Origin of the sequence: Pseudomonas sp. YeP6b (assembly GCF_025642995.1) — a bacterium.
GTDB lineage: Bacteria > Pseudomonadota > Gammaproteobacteria > Pseudomonadales > Pseudomonadaceae > Aquipseudomonas.
This window is the reverse complement of the sequence record NZ_CP080090.1, coordinates 224209-245385: the sequence shown is the minus strand read 5'-3', so window position 1 is coordinate 245385 and position 21177 is coordinate 224209. Positions and strand designations below refer to the sequence as shown.

Below are 21177 nucleotides of genomic sequence, written 5' to 3'. Positions count from 1 at the left end.
GAGTCGGTATCTTTCCTCCAAGGTATCGAGGTCTTTCAATGGATTAAAGGCTCTTTGATATCAGCGTATCGAGAGATTCAAGGGTCGATGAATCTGACCACAATTATTCAGATTCAATGACTGGCATTTGCGCCGTATTTTTTAAGTAGAAAGGACCCACCCATGCGTGTCGCAATATTGGATGACGAGCCCGCGGAATTGCGTCGGGTTGAGCAGACACTTCGACAAATCCCCAGCACCGCAGAACAACCCTGGTCATTGCATTGCTTCGAACGCGGTGAAGACCTGCTGCGACAACTGCGCCGGGAAACCTTCGACCTGCTGATACTCGACTGGCAACTGCCGGACATCAGCGGTATAGCATTGCTGCGCTGGACCCGTGAACACATGGAGTCACCGCCCGCCGTCATCATGCTCACCAGCCGGGATGCCGAGAGCGATATCGTCACGGCGCTGAACAGCGGGGCGGATGATTACGTCAGCAAGCCCTTTCGACCGAATGAACTCAAGGCCCGGGTCAGTGCCGTTCTGCGTCGCCATGGCCTGCAGAAGTCCACTACCCATGAAGTACAGAGCTTCAACGACCTGACCTTCGACGATGCTGAATTGACCGTCACCCGCGCGGGCAAACCTATCAACCTCACCGAGCGTGAATACCGCTTGGCCAGTTGCTTGTTCGCCAACCTGGCCCGCCCGCTGTCCCGGGAATATCTGTACGAGCGGTTCTGGTCGCATGAAGAAATGGTGTCGTCGCGGCCGCTGGATACGCACATCTACCGTCTGCGTAACAAGCTGGGTTTAACCGCCGACCGGGGCTGGCAGCTGTTGACGATCTACGGATATGGCTACCGGTTGGAGAGTGTCGCGGCGGCAACGTCGGGTTGAAAACCTCGATGTTCCACGTGGAGCATTAAAAAATTGCTGGTTTAACACCCAATAAAAAAGGCCGACGCTAAGCGTTGGCCTTTTTGTATTAGCGGGTTTGCCTGATGTAGGTACACAAAATAGCTGACTCAGGAGGCCCGGCAAACGCTGGGAAAAAATCATCTTTTCTGTGAGTGCGGAGCGGGGGAGGAGTAACAGAAAAGATGAGAAAAGCCTGCTGGATTCACAAAATAGATGATCTATCGGAACGGGCGTAGTTTTCACAGGTTGGCAGTTCATCAACGAGGTTTGTGCACTCAGCAGAGGAAGCCATAAGAGTGCGCATGCCGGTAATGCCGCAAGGTGAGCGCCCATGCCGCCGAGTTCTTGAGCTTGGTCCCGCCAACACCATTGGTGGCGGGGTAGGGTCTCATTGACCTAAGAGGCCCGGCCTACTTTTCAAACTCGAGCAGATAATCCCAGCTAAACATAGCTAGGTATTTGATCTATATTTTGGCAATTGGGATGTTTTTTGAGGACAAACAAAACCCCTAACTGTATGCGCAGATAGGGGTTTCGGAATTTGATCTTGACGATGACCTACTCTCACATGGGGAAACCCCACACTACCATCGGCGATGCATCGTTTCACTGCTGAGTTCGGGATGGGATCAGGTGGTTCCAATGCTCTATGGTCGTCAAGAAATTCGGGTACTGAGTCGTGACCTTATGGCCTCGCTTCAGCAAATTGGGTATGTGATAGCTTTCGGTGTTTTGTGAGATCGAACTTTCGGTTCTATCGTCTTCACACACCGCAATCTGATGCCTCTACTTGTTTCCAAGTCCGAAGTAGTCAAATTGCTTGGGTGTTATATGGTCAAGCCTCACGGGCAATTAGTATTGGTTAGCTCAACGCCTCACAGCGCTTACACACCCAACCTATCAACGTCGTAGTCTTCGACGGCCCTTCAGGGGACTCAAGGTCCCAGTGAGATCTCATCTTGAGGCTAGTTTCCCGCTTAGATGCTTTCAGCGGTTATCTATTCCGAACATAGCTACCCGGCAATGCCACTGGCGTGACAACCGGAACACCAGAGGTTCGTCCACTCCGGTCCTCTCGTACTAGGAGCAGCCCCTCTCAAATCTCAAACGTCCACGGCAGATAGGGACCGAACTGTCTCACGACGTTCTAAACCCAGCTCGCGTACCACTTTAAATGGCGAACAGCCATACCCTTGGGACCGGCTTCAGCCCCAGGATGTGATGAGCCGACATCGAGGTGCCAAACACCGCCGTCGATATGAACTCTTGGGCGGTATCAGCCTGTTATCCCCGGAGTACCTTTTATCCGTTGAGCGATGGCCCTTCCATACAGAACCACCGGATCACTAAGACCTACTTTCGTACCTGCTCGACGTGTCTGTCTCGCAGTCAAGCGCGCTTTTGCCTTTATACTCTACGACCGATTTCCGACCGGTCTGAGCGCACCTTCGTACTCCTCCGTTACTCTTTAGGAGGAGACCGCCCCAGTCAAACTACCCACCATACACTGTCCTCGATCCGGATAACGGACCTGAGTTAGAACCTCAAAGTTGCCAGGGTGGTATTTCAAGGTTGGCTCCACGCGAACTGGCGTCCACGCTTCAAAGCCTCCCACCTATCCTACACAAGCAAATTCAAAGTCCAGTGCAAAGCTATAGTAAAGGTTCACGGGGTCTTTCCGTCTAGCCGCGGATACACTGCATCTTCACAGCGATTTCAATTTCACTGAGTCTCGGGTGGAGACAGCGCCGCCATCGTTACGCCATTCGTGCAGGTCGGAACTTACCCGACAAGGAATTTCGCTACCTTAGGACCGTTATAGTTACGGCCGCCGTTTACCGGGGCTTCGATCAAGAGCTTCGCGTTAGCTAACCCCATCAATTAACCTTCCGGCACCGGGCAGGCGTCACACCCTATACGTCCACTTTCGTGTTTGCAGAGTGCTGTGTTTTTAATAAACAGTCGCAGCGGCCTGGTATCTTCGACCGGCATGAGCTTACGGAGCAAGTCCTTCACCCTCACCGGCGCACCTTCTCCCGAAGTTACGGTGCCATTTTGCCTAGTTCCTTCACCCGAGTTCTCTCAAGCGCCTTGGTATTCTCTACCCAACCACCTGTGTCGGTTTGGGGTACGGTTCCTGGTTACCTGAAGCTTAGAAGCTTTTCTTGGAAGCATGGCATCAACCACTTCGTTAACTAAAAGTTAACTCGTCATCAGCTCTCGGCCTTAGAATCCCGGATTTACCTAAGATTCCAGCCTACCACCTTAAACTTGGACAACCAACGCCAAGCTGGCCTAGCCTTCTCCGTCCCTCCATCGCAATAACCAGAAGTACAGGAATATTAACCTGTTTTCCATCGACTACGCTTTTCAGCCTCGCCTTAGGGACCGACTAACCCTGCGTCGATTAACGTTGCGCAGGAAACCTTGGTCTTTCGGCGTGGGTGTTTTTCACACCCATTGTCGTTACTCATGTCAGCATTCGCACTTCTGATACCTCCAGCAAGCTTCTCAACTCACCTTCACAGGCTTACAGAACGCTCCTCTACCGCATCACCTAAGTGATACCCGTAGCTTCGGTGTATGGTTTGAGCCCCGTTACATCTTCCGCGCAGGCCGACTCGACTAGTGAGCTATTACGCTTTCTTTAAAGGGTGGCTGCTTCTAAGCCAACCTCCTAGCTGTCTAAGCCTTCCCACATCGTTTCCCACTTAACCATAACTTTGGGACCTTAGCTGACGGTCTGGGTTGTTTCCCTTTTCACGACGGACGTTAGCACCCGCCGTGTGTCTCCCATGCTCGGCACTTGTAGGTATTCGGAGTTTGCATCGGTTTGGTAAGTCGGGATGACCCCCTAGCCGAAACAGTGCTCTACCCCCTACAGTGATACATGAGGCGCTACCTAAATAGCTTTCGAGGAGAACCAGCTATCTCCGAGCTTGATTAGCCTTTCACTCCGATCCACAGGTCATCCGCTAACTTTTCAACGGTAGTCGGTTCGGTCCTCCAGTTAGTGTTACCCAACCTTCAACCTGCCCATGGATAGATCGCCCGGTTTCGGGTCTATTCCCAGCGACTAGACGCCCTATTAAGACTCGCTTTCGCTACGCCTCCCCTATTCGGTTAAGCTCGCCACTGAAAATAAGTCGCTGACCCATTATACAAAAGGTACGCAGTCACCCAACAAAGTGGGCTCCCACTGCTTGTACGCATACGGTTTCAGGATCTATTTCACTCCCCTCTCCGGGGTTCTTTTCGCCTTTCCCTCACGGTACTAGTTCACTATCGGTCAGTCAGTAGTATTTAGCCTTGGAGGATGGTCCCCCCATATTCAGACAAAGTTTCTCGTGCTCCGTCCTACTCGATTTCATGACTAAGAGATTTTCGCGTACAGGGCTATCACCCACTATGGCCGCACTTTCCAGAGCGTTCCGCTAATCTCAAAGCCACTTAAGGGCTAGTCCCCGTTCGCTCGCCACTACTAAGGGAATCTCGGTTGATTTCTTTTCCTCAGGGTACTTAGATGTTTCAGTTCCCCTGGTTCGCCCCTTACACCTATGTATTCAGTGTAAGGTAACCATCTTATGATGGCTGGGTTCCCCCATTCAGACATCTCCGGATCAAAGTCTGTTTGCCGACTCCCCGAAGCTTTTCGCAGGCTACCACGTCTTTCATCGCCTCTGACTGCCAAGGCATCCACCGTATGCGCTTCTTCACTTGACCATATAACCCCAAGCAATCTGGTTATACTGTGAAGACAACATTCGCCGAAAATTCGATAATACTCAATTACGAGTAACTCACAAATTTTACCTTAGCCTGATCCATTACCAGTGAAAGTAACGTTCAGTCTATCTTTCTATCACATACCCAAATTTTTAAAGAACGGTTCTGAAAAAGATCAGAGCTAATTATTCGATTCGAATAGTTAGCTCTGCACTTTTACAAACGCATGAATCAAGCAATTCGTGTGGGAACTTATGGAGCAGCTGATGTCGTCGATTAAGGAGGTGATCCAGCCGCAGGTTCCCCTACGGCTACCTTGTTACGACTTCACCCCAGTCATGAATCACACCGTGGTAACCGTCCTCCCGAAGGTTAGACTAGCTACTTCTGGTGCAACCCACTCCCATGGTGTGACGGGCGGTGTGTACAAGGCCCGGGAACGTATTCACCGCGACATTCTGATTCGCGATTACTAGCGATTCCGACTTCACGCAGTCGAGTTGCAGACTGCGATCCGGACTACGATCGGTTTTGTGGGATTAGCTCCACCTCGCGGCTTGGCAACCCTCTGTACCGACCATTGTAGCACGTGTGTAGCCCAGGCCGTAAGGGCCATGATGACTTGACGTCATCCCCACCTTCCTCCGGTTTGTCACCGGCAGTCTCCTTAGAGTGCCCACCATTACGTGCTGGTAACTAAGGACAAGGGTTGCGCTCGTTACGGGACTTAACCCAACATCTCACGACACGAGCTGACGACAGCCATGCAGCACCTGTCTCAATGTTCCCGAAGGCACCAATCTATCTCTAGAAAGTTCATTGGATGTCAAGGCCTGGTAAGGTTCTTCGCGTTGCTTCGAATTAAACCACATGCTCCACCGCTTGTGCGGGCCCCCGTCAATTCATTTGAGTTTTAACCTTGCGGCCGTACTCCCCAGGCGGTCAACTTAATGCGTTAGCTGCGCCACTAAGAGCTCAAGGCTCCCAACGGCTAGTTGACATCGTTTACGGCGTGGACTACCAGGGTATCTAATCCTGTTTGCTCCCCACGCTTTCGCACCTCAGTGTCAGTATTAGTCCAGGTGGTCGCCTTCGCCACTGGTGTTCCTTCCTATATCTACGCATTTCACCGCTACACAGGAAATTCCACCACCCTCTACCATACTCTAGTCAGTCAGTTTTGAATGCAGTTCCCAGGTTGAGCCCGGGGATTTCACATCCAACTTAACAAACCACCTACGCGCGCTTTACGCCCAGTAATTCCGATTAACGCTTGCACCCTCTGTATTACCGCGGCTGCTGGCACAGAGTTAGCCGGTGCTTATTCTGTCGGTAACGTCAAAACAATCACGTATTAGGTAACTGCTCTTCCTCCCAACTTAAAGTGCTTTACAATCCGAAGACCTTCTTCACACACGCGGCATGGCTGGATCAGGCTTTCGCCCATTGTCCAATATTCCCCACTGCTGCCTCCCGTAGGAGTCTGGACCGTGTCTCAGTTCCAGTGTGACTGATCATCCTCTCAGACCAGTTACGGATCGTAGCCTTGGTGAGCCATTACCTCACCAACTAGCTAATCCGACCTAGGCTCATCTGATAGCGCAAGGCCCGAAGGTCCCCTGCTTTCTCCCGTAGGACGTATGCGGTATTAGCGTCCGTTTCCGAACGTTATCCCCCACTACCAGGCAGATTCCTAGGCATTACTCACCCGTCCGCCGCTCTCAAGAGAAGCAAGCTTCTCTCTACCGCTCGACTTGCATGTGTTAGGCCTGCCGCCAGCGTTCAATCTGAGCCATGATCAAACTCTTCAGTTCAAACATCTTTGGGTTTTTAAGAAACCCTAAACTTGGCTCAGCAATCGTTGGTTACATCTTTGATTTCTCGCGGAGTAACTTGTGATGCTGATAATCTTGTTGACTATCAGTCTGACTCCACAAGCACCCACACGAATTGCTTGATTCAGTTGTTAAAGAGCGGTTGGTTAAGATCTTTCGTCTAAACCCAGGCGTGCTTTCCAAAGCAGCACCTCAGCTAACACACTTAAATCATAAGATTTTTTCAATAAAATCAGAGATTTATGTAGCAACTTTCTTCAAGTTGCTTGTCAGCGGGAGGCGAATAATACAGTATTAAAATACTTGGTCAACCCCCATCTAAAATTATTTTCCACATACTAAAAAAGCTTGGTTTGTCATTATGAAATTTCCAAAGGTCTGTACAAAGGATCAGGGCGGAGGAGAGCACATACCACATCATCGCCATGCCGTTATAAAGCAGCCATATCACCCGGTCTGACTGATGTTCACGGTGAATCGCCCCGAATTCTCTAGAACCCTCGTAACCTCACTGAAAAAAAAACTCTACGATTCGCCGTAATGACGGCAGGATTATTATCCTCTGGCTGACGTAGCTCTACGCTTTAAAACATCAGCCGCCGACCCTCAATGCCCTAAGAACCGCTGGAGGTACGCGCTGGCTTAGGGAACCTCGCCATAAACTCCTGCAACACTCGTACTCTGGCAAACCACTCTTGAAACACGCCTCTCGCCTGTCAGCTGACTCCCGCTACCGACTCACGACACAGGGGGAAAACCACTTTTATTGACGCGAAAAAAAGCCCGCTTTCAGCGGGCTCTCCTTCGAATGGTCAGCTAATCATTGGGGCTTAGCCGAACCATCTATTTGTTAATGTCACCATTTAATCTGTGAACCTACACCTGATCAGAAGTCCAGGTTGGACACCGCCAAGGCATTGCTCTCGATGAAGTCACGACGAGGCTCGACCGCATCACCCATCAGGGTGTTGAAGATCTGGTCTGCGCCAATGGCGTCTTCGATGGTCACACGCAGCATGCGACGCTGGGCTGGGTCCATAGTGGTTTCCCACAGCTGATCCGGGTTCATCTCGCCCAGACCTTTGTATCGCTGGATGGTGTGGCGCTTGGTGCTTTCTGCCATCAGCCAATCAAGGGCTTCTTTGAATTCCTTGACCTGCTTCTTGCGCTCGCCACGCTGAATGTAAGCACCGTCGTCCAGCAGGGTGCTCAATTGCGCGCCGAGGGTAACGACGGTTTTGTAGTCGTTACTGCCGAAGAAGTCGCGGTTGAACGTGACGTAGTTCGACAGGCCATGGGAGATCAATTCAACCTCCGGCAGCCACACGTTACGCTCACGGTCTTCACGCAGGCTGGCTTTGTACACCAGGCCGGACTTCTCAGAAGTGCGCAGGCGAACTTCATATTGAGCCAGCCAGTTCTGCATGTGAGCGTGATCGCCCAACTGCTCCAGGCTTACCGATGGCAGGTAGATGAAGTGCTCGGTCAGCTCCTGAGGGTACAGGCGCGACAAACGCTTGAGAGTCTTCATCACCATGCGGAAGTCGTTAACCAGACGCTCCAGCGCCTCACCGGAGATACCCGGTGCTTCGTCGTTCAAGTGCAGGCTGGCATCTTCCAGGGCCGACTGCGTCATGTACTCTTCCATGGCGTCGTCGTCTTTGATGTATTGCTCTTGCTTGCCCTTTTTCACTTTGTACAACGGCGGCTGAGCGATGTAGATGTAGCCACGCTCGATCAGTTCCGGCAACTGACGGAAGAAGAAGGTCAGCAGCAGCGTACGGATGTGCGAACCGTCGACGTCAGCATCGGTCATGATGATGATGTTGTGATAGCGCAGCTTGTCGATGTTGTACTCGTCACGGCCGATACCGCAGCCCAACGCCGTGATCAAGGTGCCGACTTCCTGAGAGGAAATCATCTTGTCGAAGCGGGCCTTCTCGACGTTGAGGATCTTACCCTTCAACGGCAGGATGGCCTGGGTGCGACGGTTACGACCCTGCTTGGCGGAACCGCCAGCAGAGTCACCTTCCACTAGGTACAGTTCGGAGAGGGCAGGGTCCTTCTCCTGGCAGTCAGCCAGTTTGCCCGGTAGGCCGGCAATATCCAGCGCGCCTTTACGGCGGGTCATCTCACGGGCTTTACGCGCCGCTTCACGGGCACGTGCAGCGTCGATCATCTTGCCGACAACCAGCTTGGCTTCGTTCGGGTTCTCCAGCAGGAAGTCGGAGAAGTATTTACCCATCTCCTGTTCCACTGCGGTCTTCACTTCGGAAGACACCAGCTTGTCTTTGGTCTGGGAGCTGAACTTAGGATCAGGTACTTTTACCGAGATAATCGCGGTCAGGCCTTCACGTGCGTCGTCACCGGTGGTGGCGACTTTGTGCTTCTTGGCCAAGCCTTCGGCTTCGATGTAGGTGTTCAGGTTACGCGTCAGTGCGGAACGGAAACCCACCAAGTGAGTACCGCCATCGCGCTGTGGAATGTTGTTGGTGAAGCACAACAGGTTCTCGTTGAAGCTGTCGTTCCACTGCAGGGCGATTTCCACGCCGATGCCGTCTTCACGCTGAATGTTGAAGTGGAACACCTGGTTGACCGCAGTCTTGTTGGTGTTCAGGTATTCAACGAACGCACGCAGACCGCCTTCGTACTTGAACAGCTCTTCCTTGCCGCTGCGCTCGTCCTTGAGGACGATGCCAACACCGGAGTTCAGGAAGGACAGTTCACGAATCCGCTTGGCCAGGATGTCCCAGCTGAAGTGGATATTTTTGAAGGTTTCGTCGGAGGGACGGAAGTGAATCTGGGTACCGGTCGTTTCGCTTTCGCCGACGATTTTCATCGGTTCTTGCGGAACGCCGTGAACGTAAGTTTGCTCCCAGATCTTGCCACTGCGACGCACGGTCAGCACCAACAGTTCGGAGAGGGCGTTCACCACCGACACACCTACACCGTGCAAACCGCCGGAGACTTTATAGGAGTTGTCGTCGAACTTACCGCCGGCGTGGAGCACGGTCATGATGACCTCTGCCGCCGAAACGCCTTCTTCTTTGTGCACATCTACCGGAATACCGCGACCGTTGTCGCGCACGGTGATGGACTCATCCGGGTGGATGATAATACTGATGTCGTCGCAGTGACCGGCCAGAGCTTCGTCGATGGAGTTGTCGACCACCTCGAACACCATGTGGTGCAGACCGCTACCATCATCGGTGTCGCCAATGTACATACCGGGACGTTTGCGTACGGCATCCAAACCTTTCAGCACTTTAATGCTGGTCGAGTCGTACGTGTTTTCTTCGCTCATGCCTTCACTCCCGATGGTCGTGGGTCTGGGTGATACGGCCTTGTTCCACGTGGAACAAGGCGACTGGCGTTTCCGTCTGCCAGCCTTCCCTCAATAATTCGTGGTCTACACAGGTGATAAACACCTGGCAGCGTAAGTCTTCCAACAAGCGGCACAACGCCCGTCGATGTTGCTCGTCGAGTTCGGACGGCAAGTCATCCACCAGATAAATACACTGACCGCGTCGGGCTTGGCTAACCAAATGCCCTTGGGCAATACGCAGTGCGCACACCACCAACTTCTGCTGGCCACGGGACAAGATATCCGCGGCATTGTGTGCGCCTAATCTAAGGCGCAAATCAGCCCGTTGGGGGCCTGCCTGTGTATGGCCAATTTGCTGATCCCGTTGCAAGGACGTGGCGAGCACTGCGCTCAGGTCACGCTCTTTATCCCAACCACGGTAGTAGCTCAGCGTCAGCCCCTCGAGATCCAACAACTCACTCAAGGTCTGCTCAAAGACTGGTTTCAAGGCTTTGATATAGGCGCGGCGGTATTCATCTATTTCATCGCTGGCCAGGCACAGTTCCCGGTCCCAGGCTGCTTGTGAAGCGGCGTCAAGTGTACCATGCCGCAGCCATGAGTTCCGCTGCCGCAGGGCCTTCTGCAGGCGCTGCCAAGTGGCCATGAACCGCGGTTCCACGTGGAACACTCCCCAATCGAGGAATTGCCTGCGGATTTTTGGTGCACCTTCCAACAGGCGGAAGCTGTCGGGGTTGATCAGTTGCAATGGCAGAATTTCCGCCAGTTGCGCTGCACTGCGGGCATTTTGCCCGTCAATGCGAATTTGAAACTCCCCACCGCGATCGCGAGATATCCCCAGGCTGCTATGGCCGCCTTCAGCCAATTCGACTTGGCCAAACACTGTGCACGCCAATTGCTCGTACTGAATCACTGGCAACAGACGGGCGCTGCGAAAGGAACGGGCGAGCCCAAGCAAATGAATGGCTTCCAGCACGCTGGTTTTGCCACTACCGTTGGCGCCGTGGAGAATATTGATGCGGGGGGAAGGGGAGAAGGTCACCGGGTGCAAATTGCGCACCGCGGTGACCGAGACACGACTGAGGGACATCTAGCTTCTGCTGAACATGATTACAGACGCATCGGCATAACAACGTAAGCCGAGTCGTCGTTATCGGATTCTTGCACCAGGGCGCTGCTGTTGGAATCCGACAGAATCAGACGAACCTGTTCGGTGGTCATTACACCCAGTACGTCCAACAGGTAGCTCACGTTGAAGCCGATCTCCAGCGAGCCGCCGTTGTAGTCAACGCCCACTTCTTCTTCCGCTTCTTCCTGCTCCGGGTTATTCGCCTGGATTTTCAGCTGACCGTTGGCCAGTTGCAGACGGATACCACGGTACTTTTCGTTCGACAGAATCGCGGTACGGCTGAACGCTTCACGCAGGGCCTGACGATCACCGATCACCAGTTTGTCGCCGCCTTTAGGCAGTACGCGCTCGTAATCCGGGAACTTGCCGTCGACCAATTTGGAAGTGAACGTGAATTCACTGGTGGTGGCGCGAATGTGGTGCTGGCCCAAAACGATACTGACGTTACCATCCGGCTCGGTAAGCAGACGCGCCAATTCGAGGATACCTTTGCGCGGGACGATCACTTGGTGCCGATCCGGCTGACCAATATCGGCACGCATTGAGCACATAGCCAAACGGTGTCCGTCGGTGGCCACGGCGCGGATAATGCCTTCCGAGACTTCCAGCAACATACCGTTGAGGTAGTAGCGAACGTCCTGTTGAGCCATGGCGAAGCTGGTGCGCTCGATCAAACGGCGCAGTTTGCTTTGCTCCAGGCTGCAGGTCAGCGAGCCAGGGCCTTCCTCGACAGTCGGGAAGTCATTGGCTGGCAACGTGGACAGCGTAAAACGGCTACGACCGGCCTTGACCACCAACTTCTGCTCATCGACCTTGATGTCGATAAGCGCTTCATTAGGCAAGCTTTTGCAGATGTCCATAAGCTTGCGCGCCGGCACAGTGATTTCGCCCGGTTCAGCAGGCTCTTCCAGCTGCACACGACCGACCAGCTCGACTTCCAAGTCGGTACCGGTCAAGGACAGTTGCTGGCCTTCGACAACCAGCAATACGTTGGAGAGCACCGGCAAGGTCTGTCGGCGCTCGACGACGCCTGCGACCAGTTGCAGGGGTTTCAACAGGGCTTCGCGTTGAATGGTGAAATGCATGGTCTAGTCCCTTGCCTTAATAAGCTGCGCTGGTGTCATCAAGTAGTCAGTGTACGCAGCAGGTTCTTGTAGTCCTCGCGAATATCCGCGTCGGATTCCTTAAGTTCGTTGATCTTGCGGCACGCGTGCAAGACCGTGGTGTGGTCGCGACCGCCAAACACATCACCGATTTCCGGCAGGCTGTGGTTGGTCAGCTCTTTGGAGAGCGCCATCGCTACCTGACGTGGACGTGCCACCGAACGCGAGCGGCGCTTGGACAGCAGGTCGGAAATCTTGATCTTGTAGTACTCAGCCACGGTGCGCTGGATGTTATCCACACTCACCAGCTTATCTTGCAGCGCCAGCAGGTCTTTCAGGGATTCACGAATCAACTCGATGGTGATGTCGCGGCCCATGAAGTGCGAGTGAGCGATGACGCGCTTGAGCGCGCCTTCCAACTCACGCACGTTGGAGCGAATGCGTTGGGCAATGAAGAAAGCAGCGTCATGCGGCAAATCGACTTTCGCCTGGTCGGCCTTCTTCATCAGGATCGCGACGCGGGTTTCCAGTTCCGGCGGCTCTACCGCAACGGTCAGACCCCAGCCAAAACGCGACTTCAAGCGTTCTTCCAGGCCTTCGATTTCCTTCGGGTAACGGTCGCTGGTCAAGATGACCTGCTGGCCGCCTTCGAGCAGGGCGTTGAAGGTGTGGAAAAACTCTTCCTGAGAACGTTCCTTGCGAGCGAAAAATTGAATGTCATCGATCAGCAAGGCATCAACGGAGCGGTAGAACCGCTTGAACTCGTTGATTGCGTTGAGCTGCAAGGCCTTGACCATGTCAGCGACGAAGCGCTCCGAGTGCAGGTACACGACCTTGGCATTTGGGTTCTTCTTTAATAGGTGGTTACCCACAGCGTGCATCAAGTGAGTTTTACCCAAACCGACGCCGCCATAAAGGAAGAGCGGGTTGTAACCGTGCTTGGGGTTGTCGGCGACCTGCCAGGCAGCCGCGCGGGCCAACTGGTTGGATTTACCTTCGACAAAGTTTTCAAAGGTGAACGTGCGGTTCAAGTAGCTGGTGTGCTTGAGCGCGCCTTCTACCTGGACGGTGCGCTGTTCGGCACGAACTGGTGCCTGTTGAGAGCTGGCGCCGGCCATCGGGTCAAAGCTGTCGCGGGACGGCTCTTCATTTATAGGCGCGTTTTTCTGTGCCGAGGATTTCGAAGGCGTCTGGGCAATTTGCGCAGGCGAGTTATTAACAGGTGCCGCTGCGGCCTGAGCCTGCGAGGCGCTCGCCGCCAACGGTGCATTCGGCGCTGCACGAGGTGCAGAGCTACGTTTGCTGCCTATTAATAAAGAAAGCACAGGCGCAAGGCCGTTGCCGTGTTCATCGAGCAATTCGAGAACGCGGCTCAGGTACTTCTCATTAACCCAATCGAGAACAAAACGATTCGGCGCGTAGACACGCAACTCGTCGCCTTCGGCTTCGACCTGTAGCGGACGGATCCAGGTGTTGAATTGCTGGGCAGGCAGCTCTTCGCGCAAAAGCTCCACGCACTGCTGCCAAAGTTCCACTGACACGGATATCCCCTAAGTTGAAAGCCGGTGAGGCAAAAACAGCCGCCATTGTAGCGGCCAGCCGTCCACTTATCCACATGTAGGTTGCGCACAGGGCACCCAAAATCAATGCGTTAACCGTAAAAAAGGCGACCAATGGTCTGTGCATAAGCTCTGTGGATAAGCGCCCCTAAGCTCGTTGTACAAGTGGGGTCGAAAGTCTGTGGGTAACTGGCCTGTGGATAACAAGCCATTCCACCCACAGCTTATCCGATAGCGCAGCACAGGCTAAGCACCGTTTCCCCGCCTAGTTGTCATCCTCTGTACATCAGGCAGAATATGGGCTCAAGGCGGTTATCCACAGATAACCGCCTCCCTAGCTTTTATAAGCTTTACAGAAAAGCTTTAAATAACTTCCTTCTTTATTTTTATATCTATGGCATTGCTCATGAACGGCCAGCGAACAGAAAAGGCCGGAATGCCTGCGAAGAACTAATTAAAGGAAAAGCTGGTTGGAAATTGACCTAGAGGCTTGCTTTCTCTAGAATCGCCGGTCTCTTAAAACGGGGGCCATTCCGGCCCGTTGTGGACGAACCAGGTAACAACGCCATGAAACGTACTTTCCAACCAAGCACCATCAAACGCGCCCGTACTCACGGCTTCCGTGCTCGCATGGCTACCAAGAACGGCCGTGCTGTCCTGTCGCGTCGCCGCGCCAAAGGTCGTGCGCGTCTGGCAGTTTGATAATCCGGTACTGGTGGTGAGTCAGGACTTCAGTCGGGAAAAGCGTCTGCTAACCCCCCGGCATTTCAAGGCAGTCTTTGACTCCCCCACCGGCAAGGTTCCGGGGAAAAATCTCCTGCTCCTTGCGCGTAACAACGATCTGGATCACCCCCGTCTCGGGTTGGTGATCGGCAAGAAGAGCGTAAAGCTCTCCGTTGAGCGCAATCGCCTCAAGCGTCTGATGCGCGAATCGTTTCGCCTCCACCAGGAAACTCTGATTGGTTGGGATATTGTTATCGTCGCGCGCAAAGGCTTGGGGGACGTAGAAAACCCCGAATTGATTCAGCATTTCGGCAAGCTCTGGAAACGTTTGGCGCGTACCAACAAGCCAGCACCAGCAGTCAGCACCGAAACTGTAGGGGTAGACAGCACCAATGCGTAAACTGGCCCTCGTTCCGATCCAGTTTTACCGCTATGCCATTAGTCCTCTGATGGCTGACCACTGTCGTTTCTACCCCAGTTGTTCCTGCTACGCGTTAGAGGCCATAGAAAATCATGGTCTTCTGCGCGGTGGCTGGCTGGCCTTTCGTCGTTTAGGCCGCTGTCATCCGTGGAATCCCGGTGGTTATGACCCGGTTCCGCCTATCCCTACCTCCCGTTCTTCTTCGATGGCCGAGTAATCATGGATATTAAACGCACGATCCTGATCGTCGCCCTGGCAATCGTGTCCTACGTCATGGTTCTTAAGTGGAACCAGGACTACGGCCAAGCTGCCCTGCCGACTCAGAATGTTGCTACCAATCAGGCTGCGCCGGCTATTCCGGACACCCCGCTGGGTAACAATGCGTCCGCGAGTGCCGATGTTCCCAGCGCGAATGGCGAGACAAGCGCCCCTCTAGAAACGCCAGTGGTCACCAACAAAGACCTCATCCACGTGAAAACGGATGTGCTCGACCTGGCTATCGACCCACAAGGTGGTGATATCGCGCAGTTGAAACTGCCGCTGTATCCACGTCGTCAAGACCATCCAGATGTACCGTTCCAACTGTTCGACAACGGTGGTGAACGTACTTATCTGGCACAAAGTGGCCTGACCGGCACTGACGGTCCGGATGCTCGTGCTACCGGTCGTCCGGTTTATTCGACCGAACAGAAGACTTATCAACTGGCGGATGGCCAGAACCAGTTGAATGTTGACCTGAAATTCAGTCAGGACGGCATCAACTACATCAAACGTTTCAGCTTCACCCGTGGTTTGTACGATTTGAAGGTCACTTACCTGATCGACAACGAAAGCGCCAAACCGTGGACGGGCAACCTGTTTGCCCAGCTCAAGCGGGACAACAGTGCCGATCCTTCTTCCAGCACCGCCACCGGCACCGCGACTTACCTGGGCGCAGCCCTGTGGACAAGTGGCGAGCCGTACAAAAAAGTGTCGATGAAAGATATCGACAAGGGCTCGCTGAAAGAGACTGTACAAGGCGGCTGGGTTGCCTGGTTGCAACACTACTTCGTGACCGCATGGATCCCGAACAAGGGTGAAGCCAACCTGGTTCAAACCCGCAAAGACAGCCAAGGCAACTACATCATTGGTTTTACTGGCCCGGCGTTGACCGTCGCGCCAGGTGCCAAGGCTGAAACCAGCGCCACGCTGTATGCCGGCCCGAAAAGCCAAGCTGTACTGAAAGAGTTGTCCCCAGGTCTGGAACTGACTGTGGATTACGGCATTCTGTGGTTCATTGCCCAGCCGATCTTCTGGCTGCTGCAACATATCCACAGCATCGTCGGTAACTGGGGTTTCTCGATCATCTTCCTGACCATGCTGATCAAAGGGATCTTCTTCCCTCTGTCGGCAGCCAGCTACAAGTCGATGGCACGCATGCGTGCTGTGGCGCCGAAACTGGCCGCTCTGAAAGAGCAACATGGTGATGACCGGCAGAAAATGTCGCAGGCCATGATGGAGCTGTACAAGAAAGAGAAGATCAACCCGCTGGGTGGATGCTTGCCGATTCTGGTACAGATGCCCGTGTTCCTGTCGCTGTACTGGGTTCTCCTGGAAAGCGTGGAAATGCGCCAGGCTCCGTTCATGCTGTGGATAACTGACCTGTCGATCAAAGACCCGTTCTTTATCCTGCCGATCATCATGGGCGCGACCATGTTCATCCAGCAGCGCTTGAACCCGACTCCGCCGGATCCGATGCAGGCCAAGGTAATGAAAATGATGCCAATCATCTTCACCTTCTTCTTCCTGTGGTTCCCAGCCGGTCTGGTGCTGTACTGGGTGGTCAACAACGTGTTGTCGATCTCTCAACAGTGGTACATCACGCGTAAAATCGAAGCGGCTACCAAAGCTGCGGCGTAGTTTACTCTGTGGATAACCACTCAAAACGCCCCCTAGTGGGGCGTTTTGCTTTCCGTCACTTTTATTCTGGAACCTGCTGATGAGCGCTCCTCGTGAAACCATCGCTGCTGTCGCTACCGCTCAAGGTCGCGGCGGTGTCGGTATCGTTCGAATTTCCGGGCCGCTGGCCAGCGTGGCAGCCCAGGCCATCAGCGGCCGCGAGTTGAAACCCCGATACGCGCATTACGGCCCCTTTCTGGATGCCGATGAAACGGTGTTGGATGAAGGCTTGGCGCTGTATTTTCCAGGCCCCAACTCGTTCACCGGTGAAGATGTGCTGGAACTTCAGGGCCACGGCGGCCCGGTTGTGCTGGATATGTTGCTGCAGCGCTGCCTGCAGTTGGGTTGCCGCTTGGCGCGTCCGGGAGAATTCAGTGAGCGTGCATTCCTGAATGACAAACTCGACCTGGCTCAGGCTGAAGCCATTGCCGACTTGATCGAAGCGAGTTCTGCACAGGCAGCCCGCAACGCTTTGCGCTCATTGCAGGGCGCCTTTTCATTGCGTGTGCATAACCTGACCGAGCAATTGATCAGCTTGCGTATCTACGTCGAGGCCGCGATTGATTTTCCGGAGGAAGAAATCGACTTCCTCGCCGATGGGCATGTGCTGGCGATGCTGGATAAAGTCCGTGATGAGTTATCCACAGTGCTGCGCGAAGCCGGGCAGGGCGCCCTGCTGCGTGACGGTATGACGGTGGTGATTGCCGGCCGACCGAATGCCGGCAAGTCGAGCCTACTGAATGCCCTGGCAGGTCGCGAGGCGGCCATCGTTACCGAGATTGCCGGCACCACCCGGGATATTCTGCGTGAACATATCCACATCGACGGCATGCCGCTGCACGTGGTCGACACTGCCGGTTTGCGCGACACCGATGACCAGGTGGAAAAGATCGGGGTAGAACGCGCCCTCAAGGCCATTGGCGAAGCAGATCGGGTGCTGCTGGTGGTGGATGCCACGGCGCCAGAGGCTGTGGATCCTTTTGCCTTGTGGCCGGAATTCCTCGAGCAGCGGCCGGACCCGGCCAACGTGACGTTGATCCGTAACAAGGCCGACCTGACGGGTGAAGCCATCTCCATGGAAACCAGCGAGGATGGCCACGTCACCATCAGCCTGAGTGCAAAGTCGGCCGGCGATGGTCTGGAATTGCTGCGCGACCACCTCAAGGCTTGCATGGGCTATGAGCAAACCTCGGAAAGCAGCTTCAGTGCACGCCGCAGGCACCTGGAGGCGCTACGCCATGCCAGCGCGGCGTTGGAGCACGGTCGGGCACAGCTGACCTTGGCGGGGGCAGGGGAGCTGCTGGCTGAGGATTTACGTCAGGCGCAGCAGCTGTTGGGTGAGATCACTGGCGCATTCAGCTCAGATGATTTGCTGGGGCGGATCTTTTCCAGCTTCTGTATCGGTAAATAACCCTTCGTTGTCCACAGACAGGCCATTCGCGCCTGTCTGTTTCGCCCGCTCGAGGGCATTCCATTGCATCTTCTGATTCACCACCCAGGTTGTGGCGGTTTTTGCGTGGGCGTTATTTGGTCGCGTGAGCACTTTTCTGTGGATTAAGCCCTGTGAATAACCGTCCCTGTGCCCAGTTGATAACAGGGCTTGAAACCTGAGTAAAAACCCCCTTGTGGATAACCACCTGTTTAATCCACAGGCTTAAAGCACTTATCCAAGGGCCACATTGGCACATGACCACAGACTTTTGAATCGCTGTACACAACGTAAATAAAGGGCTGTAGAGATCTATCCACAGAAAGTAGGCTCAGTAGAAATAAACATAAAAACAAAGAGCTTATAAAGTTCTCTCTTTTAAATTCTATTGTCTGTGATTCATCCACAGCTGGTTAAATTTTGTGCAAAGGGTTCTTTAGGAAGGGCTAAGTCCCTATACTTGCGGCCATTGCTCTAAAACCAGCTCAACCAATCAATTCCTAATTACCTACATAAGCAGGCACGAGGTGCGTGGTGGATTTCCCTTCCCGTTTTGAAGTGATCGTCATCGGCGGCGGTCATGCCGGTACCGAGGCAGCACTGGCCTCAGCACGCATGGGCGTCAAAACCCTGTTGCTGACGCACAACGTGGAAACCCTCGGTGCCATGAGTTGCAACCCCGCCATTGGCGGGATCGGCAAAAGCCACCTGGTCAAGGAAATCGATGCCCTGGGCGGCGTCATGGCCACGGCTACCGACAAAGGTGGTATTCAATTTCGCGTGCTCAACAGCCGCAAAGGCCCGGCCGTACGGGCTACTCGGGCACAGGCAGACCGCATCCTGTACAAGGCCGCGGTACGTGAAACCCTGGAAAACCAGCCGAACCTGTGGATATTTCAGCAAGCAGCGGATGACCTGATCGTCGAACAGGATCAGGTACGCGGTGTAGTCACCCAAATGGGCCTGCGTTTTCTCGCAGAATCCGTGGTGTTGACCACCGGTACGTTCCTCGGCGGACTTATCCACATCGGTATGCAGAACTATTCCGGTGGCCGCGCTGGTGACCCGCCGTCGATTGCCCTGGCAAAACGCCTGCGTGAATTGCCGCTGCGCGTCGGCCGCCTGAAAACCGGGACCCCGCCGCGTATCGACGGGCGTTCTGTGGATTTCTCGGTGATGACCGAACAAGCCGGCGATACACCGATCCCGGTGATGTCGTTCATGGGTTCCAAAGAGCAGCACCCCAAACAGGTGAGCTGCTGGATTACCCACACCAACGCCCGAACCCACGAAATCATTGCCGCGAACCTCGACCGTTCGCCGATGTATTCCGGGGTGATCGAAGGCATTGGCCCGCGTTACTGCCCATCGATTGAAGACAAGATCCACCGCTTTGCCGACAAGGAAAGCCACCAGGTCTTCATCGAACCCGAAGGCTTGACCACTCACGAGCTGTACCCGAACGGAATTTCCACGTCCCTGCCGTTCGACGTGCAAATCCAGATCGTGCAGTCGATTCGCGGTATGGAAAACGCGCACATCGTTCGCCCTGGCTACGCCATCGAGTACGACTACTTCGACCCGCGTGACCTCAAGTACAGCCTGGAAACCAAAGTGATCGGCGGCCTGTTCTTCGCTGGGCAAATCAACGGCACCACCGGTTACGAAGAAGCCGGCGCCCAAGGTTTGCTGGCCGGGACCAACGCGGCACTGCGTGCACAGGGCAAAGACAGCTGGTGCCCGCGTCGCGATGAGGCGTACATCGGCGTGTTGGTTGACGACCTGATTACCCTGGGCACCCAGGAACCGTACCGGATGTTCACCTCCCGAGCGGAATATCGCCTGATCCTGCGTGAAGACAACGCCGATCTACGCCTGACCGAAAAAGGTCGCGAGCTGGGCTTGGTCGATGACGCACGCTGGGCCGCTTTCTGCAAAAAACGCGAAAGCATCACGCTGGAAGAGCAGCGCTTGAAAAGTACCTGGGTTCGCCCGGGCACCGAGCAGGGCGACGCGATTGCCGAAAAATTCGGCACGCCGCTGACCCACGAATACAACTTGCTAAACCTGCTGTCCCGTCCGGAAATCGACTACGCTGGTTTGGTCGAAGTGACTGGCCACGGCGCAGAAGACCCACAGGTCGCCGAGCAAGTTGAAATCAAGACCAAATACGCCGGTTACATTGACCGCCAACAGGATGAGATCGCTCGCCTGCGCGCCAGTGAGGACACCAAGCTGCCTGTGGATATCGACTACACCGGGATTTCCGGGCTGTCGAAAGAAATCCAAAGCAAGCTGGGGATAACTCGGCCGGAGACACTCGGCCAGGCTTCACGTATTCCCGGCGTCACCCCGGCAGCCATTTCGCTGTTGATGATTCATTTGAAAAAACGCGGCGCGGGCCGTCAGTTGGAGCAAAGCGCTTGAGTTCGTTGGTCACCTCGCAACACGCCGAAGAGTTATCCACAGGTGCACGCCAGTTGGGTGTGCACTTGACCGATGCCCAGCATGAGTTGCTGCTGGGCTACCTGGCCCTGTTGATCAAATGGAACAAGGCTTACAACCTGACGGCGGTGCGCGACCCGAACGAAATGGTCTCGCGTCATTTGCTCGACAGCCTGAGCGTGATGCCGTTTATCGAAAACGGCCGCTGGCTGGACGTTGGCAGTGGCGGCGGCATGCCTGGCATCCCGTTGGCCATCCTGTTTCCAGAGTCGCAAGTCACGTGCCTGGACAGCAACGGCAAGAAAACCCGCTTCCTGACCCAGGTCAAACTCGAACTCAAGCTGGATAACCTTCAAGTTATCCACAGTCGCGTCGAAGCCTTCACGCCGCAGCAGCCCTTCAACGGAATTGTTTCCCGGGCATTCAGCAGCATGGAGAACTTCAGCAACTGGACCCGCCACTTAGGCGACCGCGACACCCGTTGGCTGGCAATGAAGGGCGTTCATCCAAGCGACGAGCTGTTAGCATTGCCGGCAGACTTCCACCTCGATAGCGAACACGCCTTGGCCGTACCCGGTTGCCAAGGCCAACGCCATCTGCTGATACTGCGCCGCACGGCATGATTGGGAACACAAGCAAGA

At 54.5% G+C, this 21177-nt stretch carries 12 protein-coding genes and 3 rRNA genes; 8 read left to right on the top strand and 7 right to left on the bottom strand.

Annotation, left to right across the window (positions count from 1 at the left end; all coding sequences use genetic code 11):
* The first annotated feature begins 162 nt into the window (after nt 1–162).
* A complete protein-coding gene (locus KZH41_RS01130) occupies nt 163–885 on the top strand; it encodes a response regulator transcription factor (protein WP_094949734.1) in 723 nt (240 codons plus the stop codon).
* A 566-nt stretch (nt 886–1451) separates the two neighbouring features.
* Here the strand turns inward: KZH41_RS01130 and rrf are convergent.
* From rrf to dnaA, 7 genes are all read right to left on the bottom strand, one after another.
* Nucleotides 1452–1567: ribosomal RNA gene (gene rrf / locus KZH41_RS01125) — 5S ribosomal RNA — on the bottom strand.
* A gap of 170 nt (nt 1568–1737) precedes the next feature.
* Nucleotides 1738–4629 (bottom strand): 23S ribosomal RNA (locus tag KZH41_RS01120).
* A 280-nt stretch (nt 4630–4909) separates the two neighbouring features.
* Nucleotides 4910–6446: ribosomal RNA gene (locus KZH41_RS01115) — 16S ribosomal RNA — on the bottom strand.
* The 16S, 23S and 5S rRNA genes sit together here, the layout of an rRNA operon.
* 907 nt (nt 6447–7353) lie before the next feature.
* Nucleotides 7354–9771: a DNA topoisomerase (ATP-hydrolyzing) subunit B gene (gene gyrB, locus KZH41_RS01110; protein ID WP_094949094.1), complete on the bottom strand. Its 2418-nt coding sequence runs from the start codon at nt 9769–9771 to the stop codon at nt 7354–7356.
* A gap of 4 nt (nt 9772–9775) precedes the next feature.
* Nucleotides 9776–10879 (bottom strand): DNA replication/repair protein RecF, encoded by a 1104-nt coding sequence (gene recF / locus KZH41_RS01105; RefSeq protein ID WP_094949093.1) that lies wholly within the window; start codon nt 10877–10879, stop codon nt 9776–9778.
* Nucleotides 10880–10899: 20 nt separating this feature from the next.
* The gene (gene dnaN / locus KZH41_RS01100; RefSeq protein WP_083355987.1) at nt 10900–12003 is read right to left on the bottom strand and encodes a DNA polymerase III subunit beta; all 1104 of its coding nucleotides are present in this window, start codon (nt 12001–12003) and stop codon (nt 10900–10902) included.
* Nucleotides 12004–12041: 38 nt separating this feature from the next.
* A complete protein-coding gene (gene dnaA / locus KZH41_RS01095; RefSeq protein WP_083355988.1) occupies nt 12042–13562 on the bottom strand; it encodes a chromosomal replication initiator protein DnaA in 1521 nt (506 codons plus the stop codon).
* A 585-nt stretch (nt 13563–14147) separates the two neighbouring features.
* Here dnaA and rpmH point away from each other — a divergent pair.
* The 7 genes from rpmH (at nt 14148) to rsmG (ending at nt 21159) form a co-directional block, all read left to right on the top strand.
* Nucleotides 14148–14282 carry a 50S ribosomal protein L34 gene (gene rpmH, locus KZH41_RS01090; RefSeq protein ID WP_003213577.1) on the top strand — a complete coding sequence of 45 codons (135 nt, stop codon included), beginning with the start codon at nt 14148–14150 and terminating at the stop codon, nt 14280–14282.
* Between the two features lie 16 nt (nt 14283–14298).
* Nucleotides 14299–14703, top strand: coding sequence for a ribonuclease P protein component (gene rnpA, locus KZH41_RS01085; RefSeq protein ID WP_218193654.1), 405 nt, complete (start codon nt 14299–14301; stop codon nt 14701–14703).
* Nucleotides 14696–14941 (top strand): membrane protein insertion efficiency factor YidD, encoded by a 246-nt coding sequence (gene yidD, locus KZH41_RS01080; RefSeq protein WP_083355989.1) that lies wholly within the window; start codon nt 14696–14698, stop codon nt 14939–14941. The genes rnpA and yidD overlap by 8 nt, the downstream gene beginning before the upstream one ends.
* 2 nt (nt 14942–14943) lie before the next feature.
* Complete coding sequence (gene yidC / locus KZH41_RS01075; protein WP_263274228.1) at nt 14944–16623, top strand: membrane protein insertase YidC; 1680 nt, start codon at nt 14944–14946, stop codon at nt 16621–16623.
* Between the two features lie 79 nt (nt 16624–16702).
* A complete protein-coding gene (gene mnmE / locus KZH41_RS01070) occupies nt 16703–18073 on the top strand; it encodes a tRNA uridine-5-carboxymethylaminomethyl(34) synthesis GTPase MnmE (protein WP_263274227.1) in 1371 nt (456 codons plus the stop codon).
* 552 nt (nt 18074–18625) lie between these two features.
* Nucleotides 18626–20518, top strand: a complete 1893-nt coding sequence (mnmG, locus tag KZH41_RS01065) for a tRNA uridine-5-carboxymethylaminomethyl(34) synthesis enzyme MnmG (RefSeq protein ID WP_094949098.1) — start codon at nt 18626–18628, stop codon at nt 20516–20518.
* Nucleotides 20515–21159 (top strand): 16S rRNA (guanine(527)-N(7))-methyltransferase RsmG, encoded by a 645-nt coding sequence (gene rsmG, locus KZH41_RS01060; protein WP_094949089.1) that lies wholly within the window; start codon nt 20515–20517, stop codon nt 21157–21159. The genes mnmG and rsmG overlap by 4 nt, the downstream gene beginning before the upstream one ends.
* The last annotated feature ends 18 nt before the right edge of the window (nt 21160–21177 follow it).

Coding starts and splice junctions, on each gene's coding strand:
- KZH41_RS01130 (WP_094949734.1), top strand. CDS start 163: ATGCGTGTCGCAATATTGGATGACGAGCCCGCGGAATTGCGTCGGGTT.
- recF (WP_094949093.1), bottom strand. CDS start 10,879: ATGTCCCTCAGTCGTGTCTCGGTCACCGCGGTGCGCAATTTGCACCCG.
- yidC (WP_263274228.1), top strand. CDS start 14,944: ATGGATATTAAACGCACGATCCTGATCGTCGCCCTGGCAATCGTGTCC.
- rpmH (WP_003213577.1), top strand. CDS start 14,148: ATGAAACGTACTTTCCAACCAAGCACCATCAAACGCGCCCGTACTCAC.
- mnmE (WP_263274227.1), top strand. CDS start 16,703: ATGAGCGCTCCTCGTGAAACCATCGCTGCTGTCGCTACCGCTCAAGGT.
- yidD (WP_083355989.1), top strand. CDS start 14,696: ATGCGTAAACTGGCCCTCGTTCCGATCCAGTTTTACCGCTATGCCATT.
- dnaN (WP_083355987.1), bottom strand. CDS start 12,003: ATGCATTTCACCATTCAACGCGAAGCCCTGTTGAAACCCCTGCAACTG.
- gyrB (WP_094949094.1), bottom strand. CDS start 9,771: ATGAGCGAAGAAAACACGTACGACTCGACCAGCATTAAAGTGCTGAAA.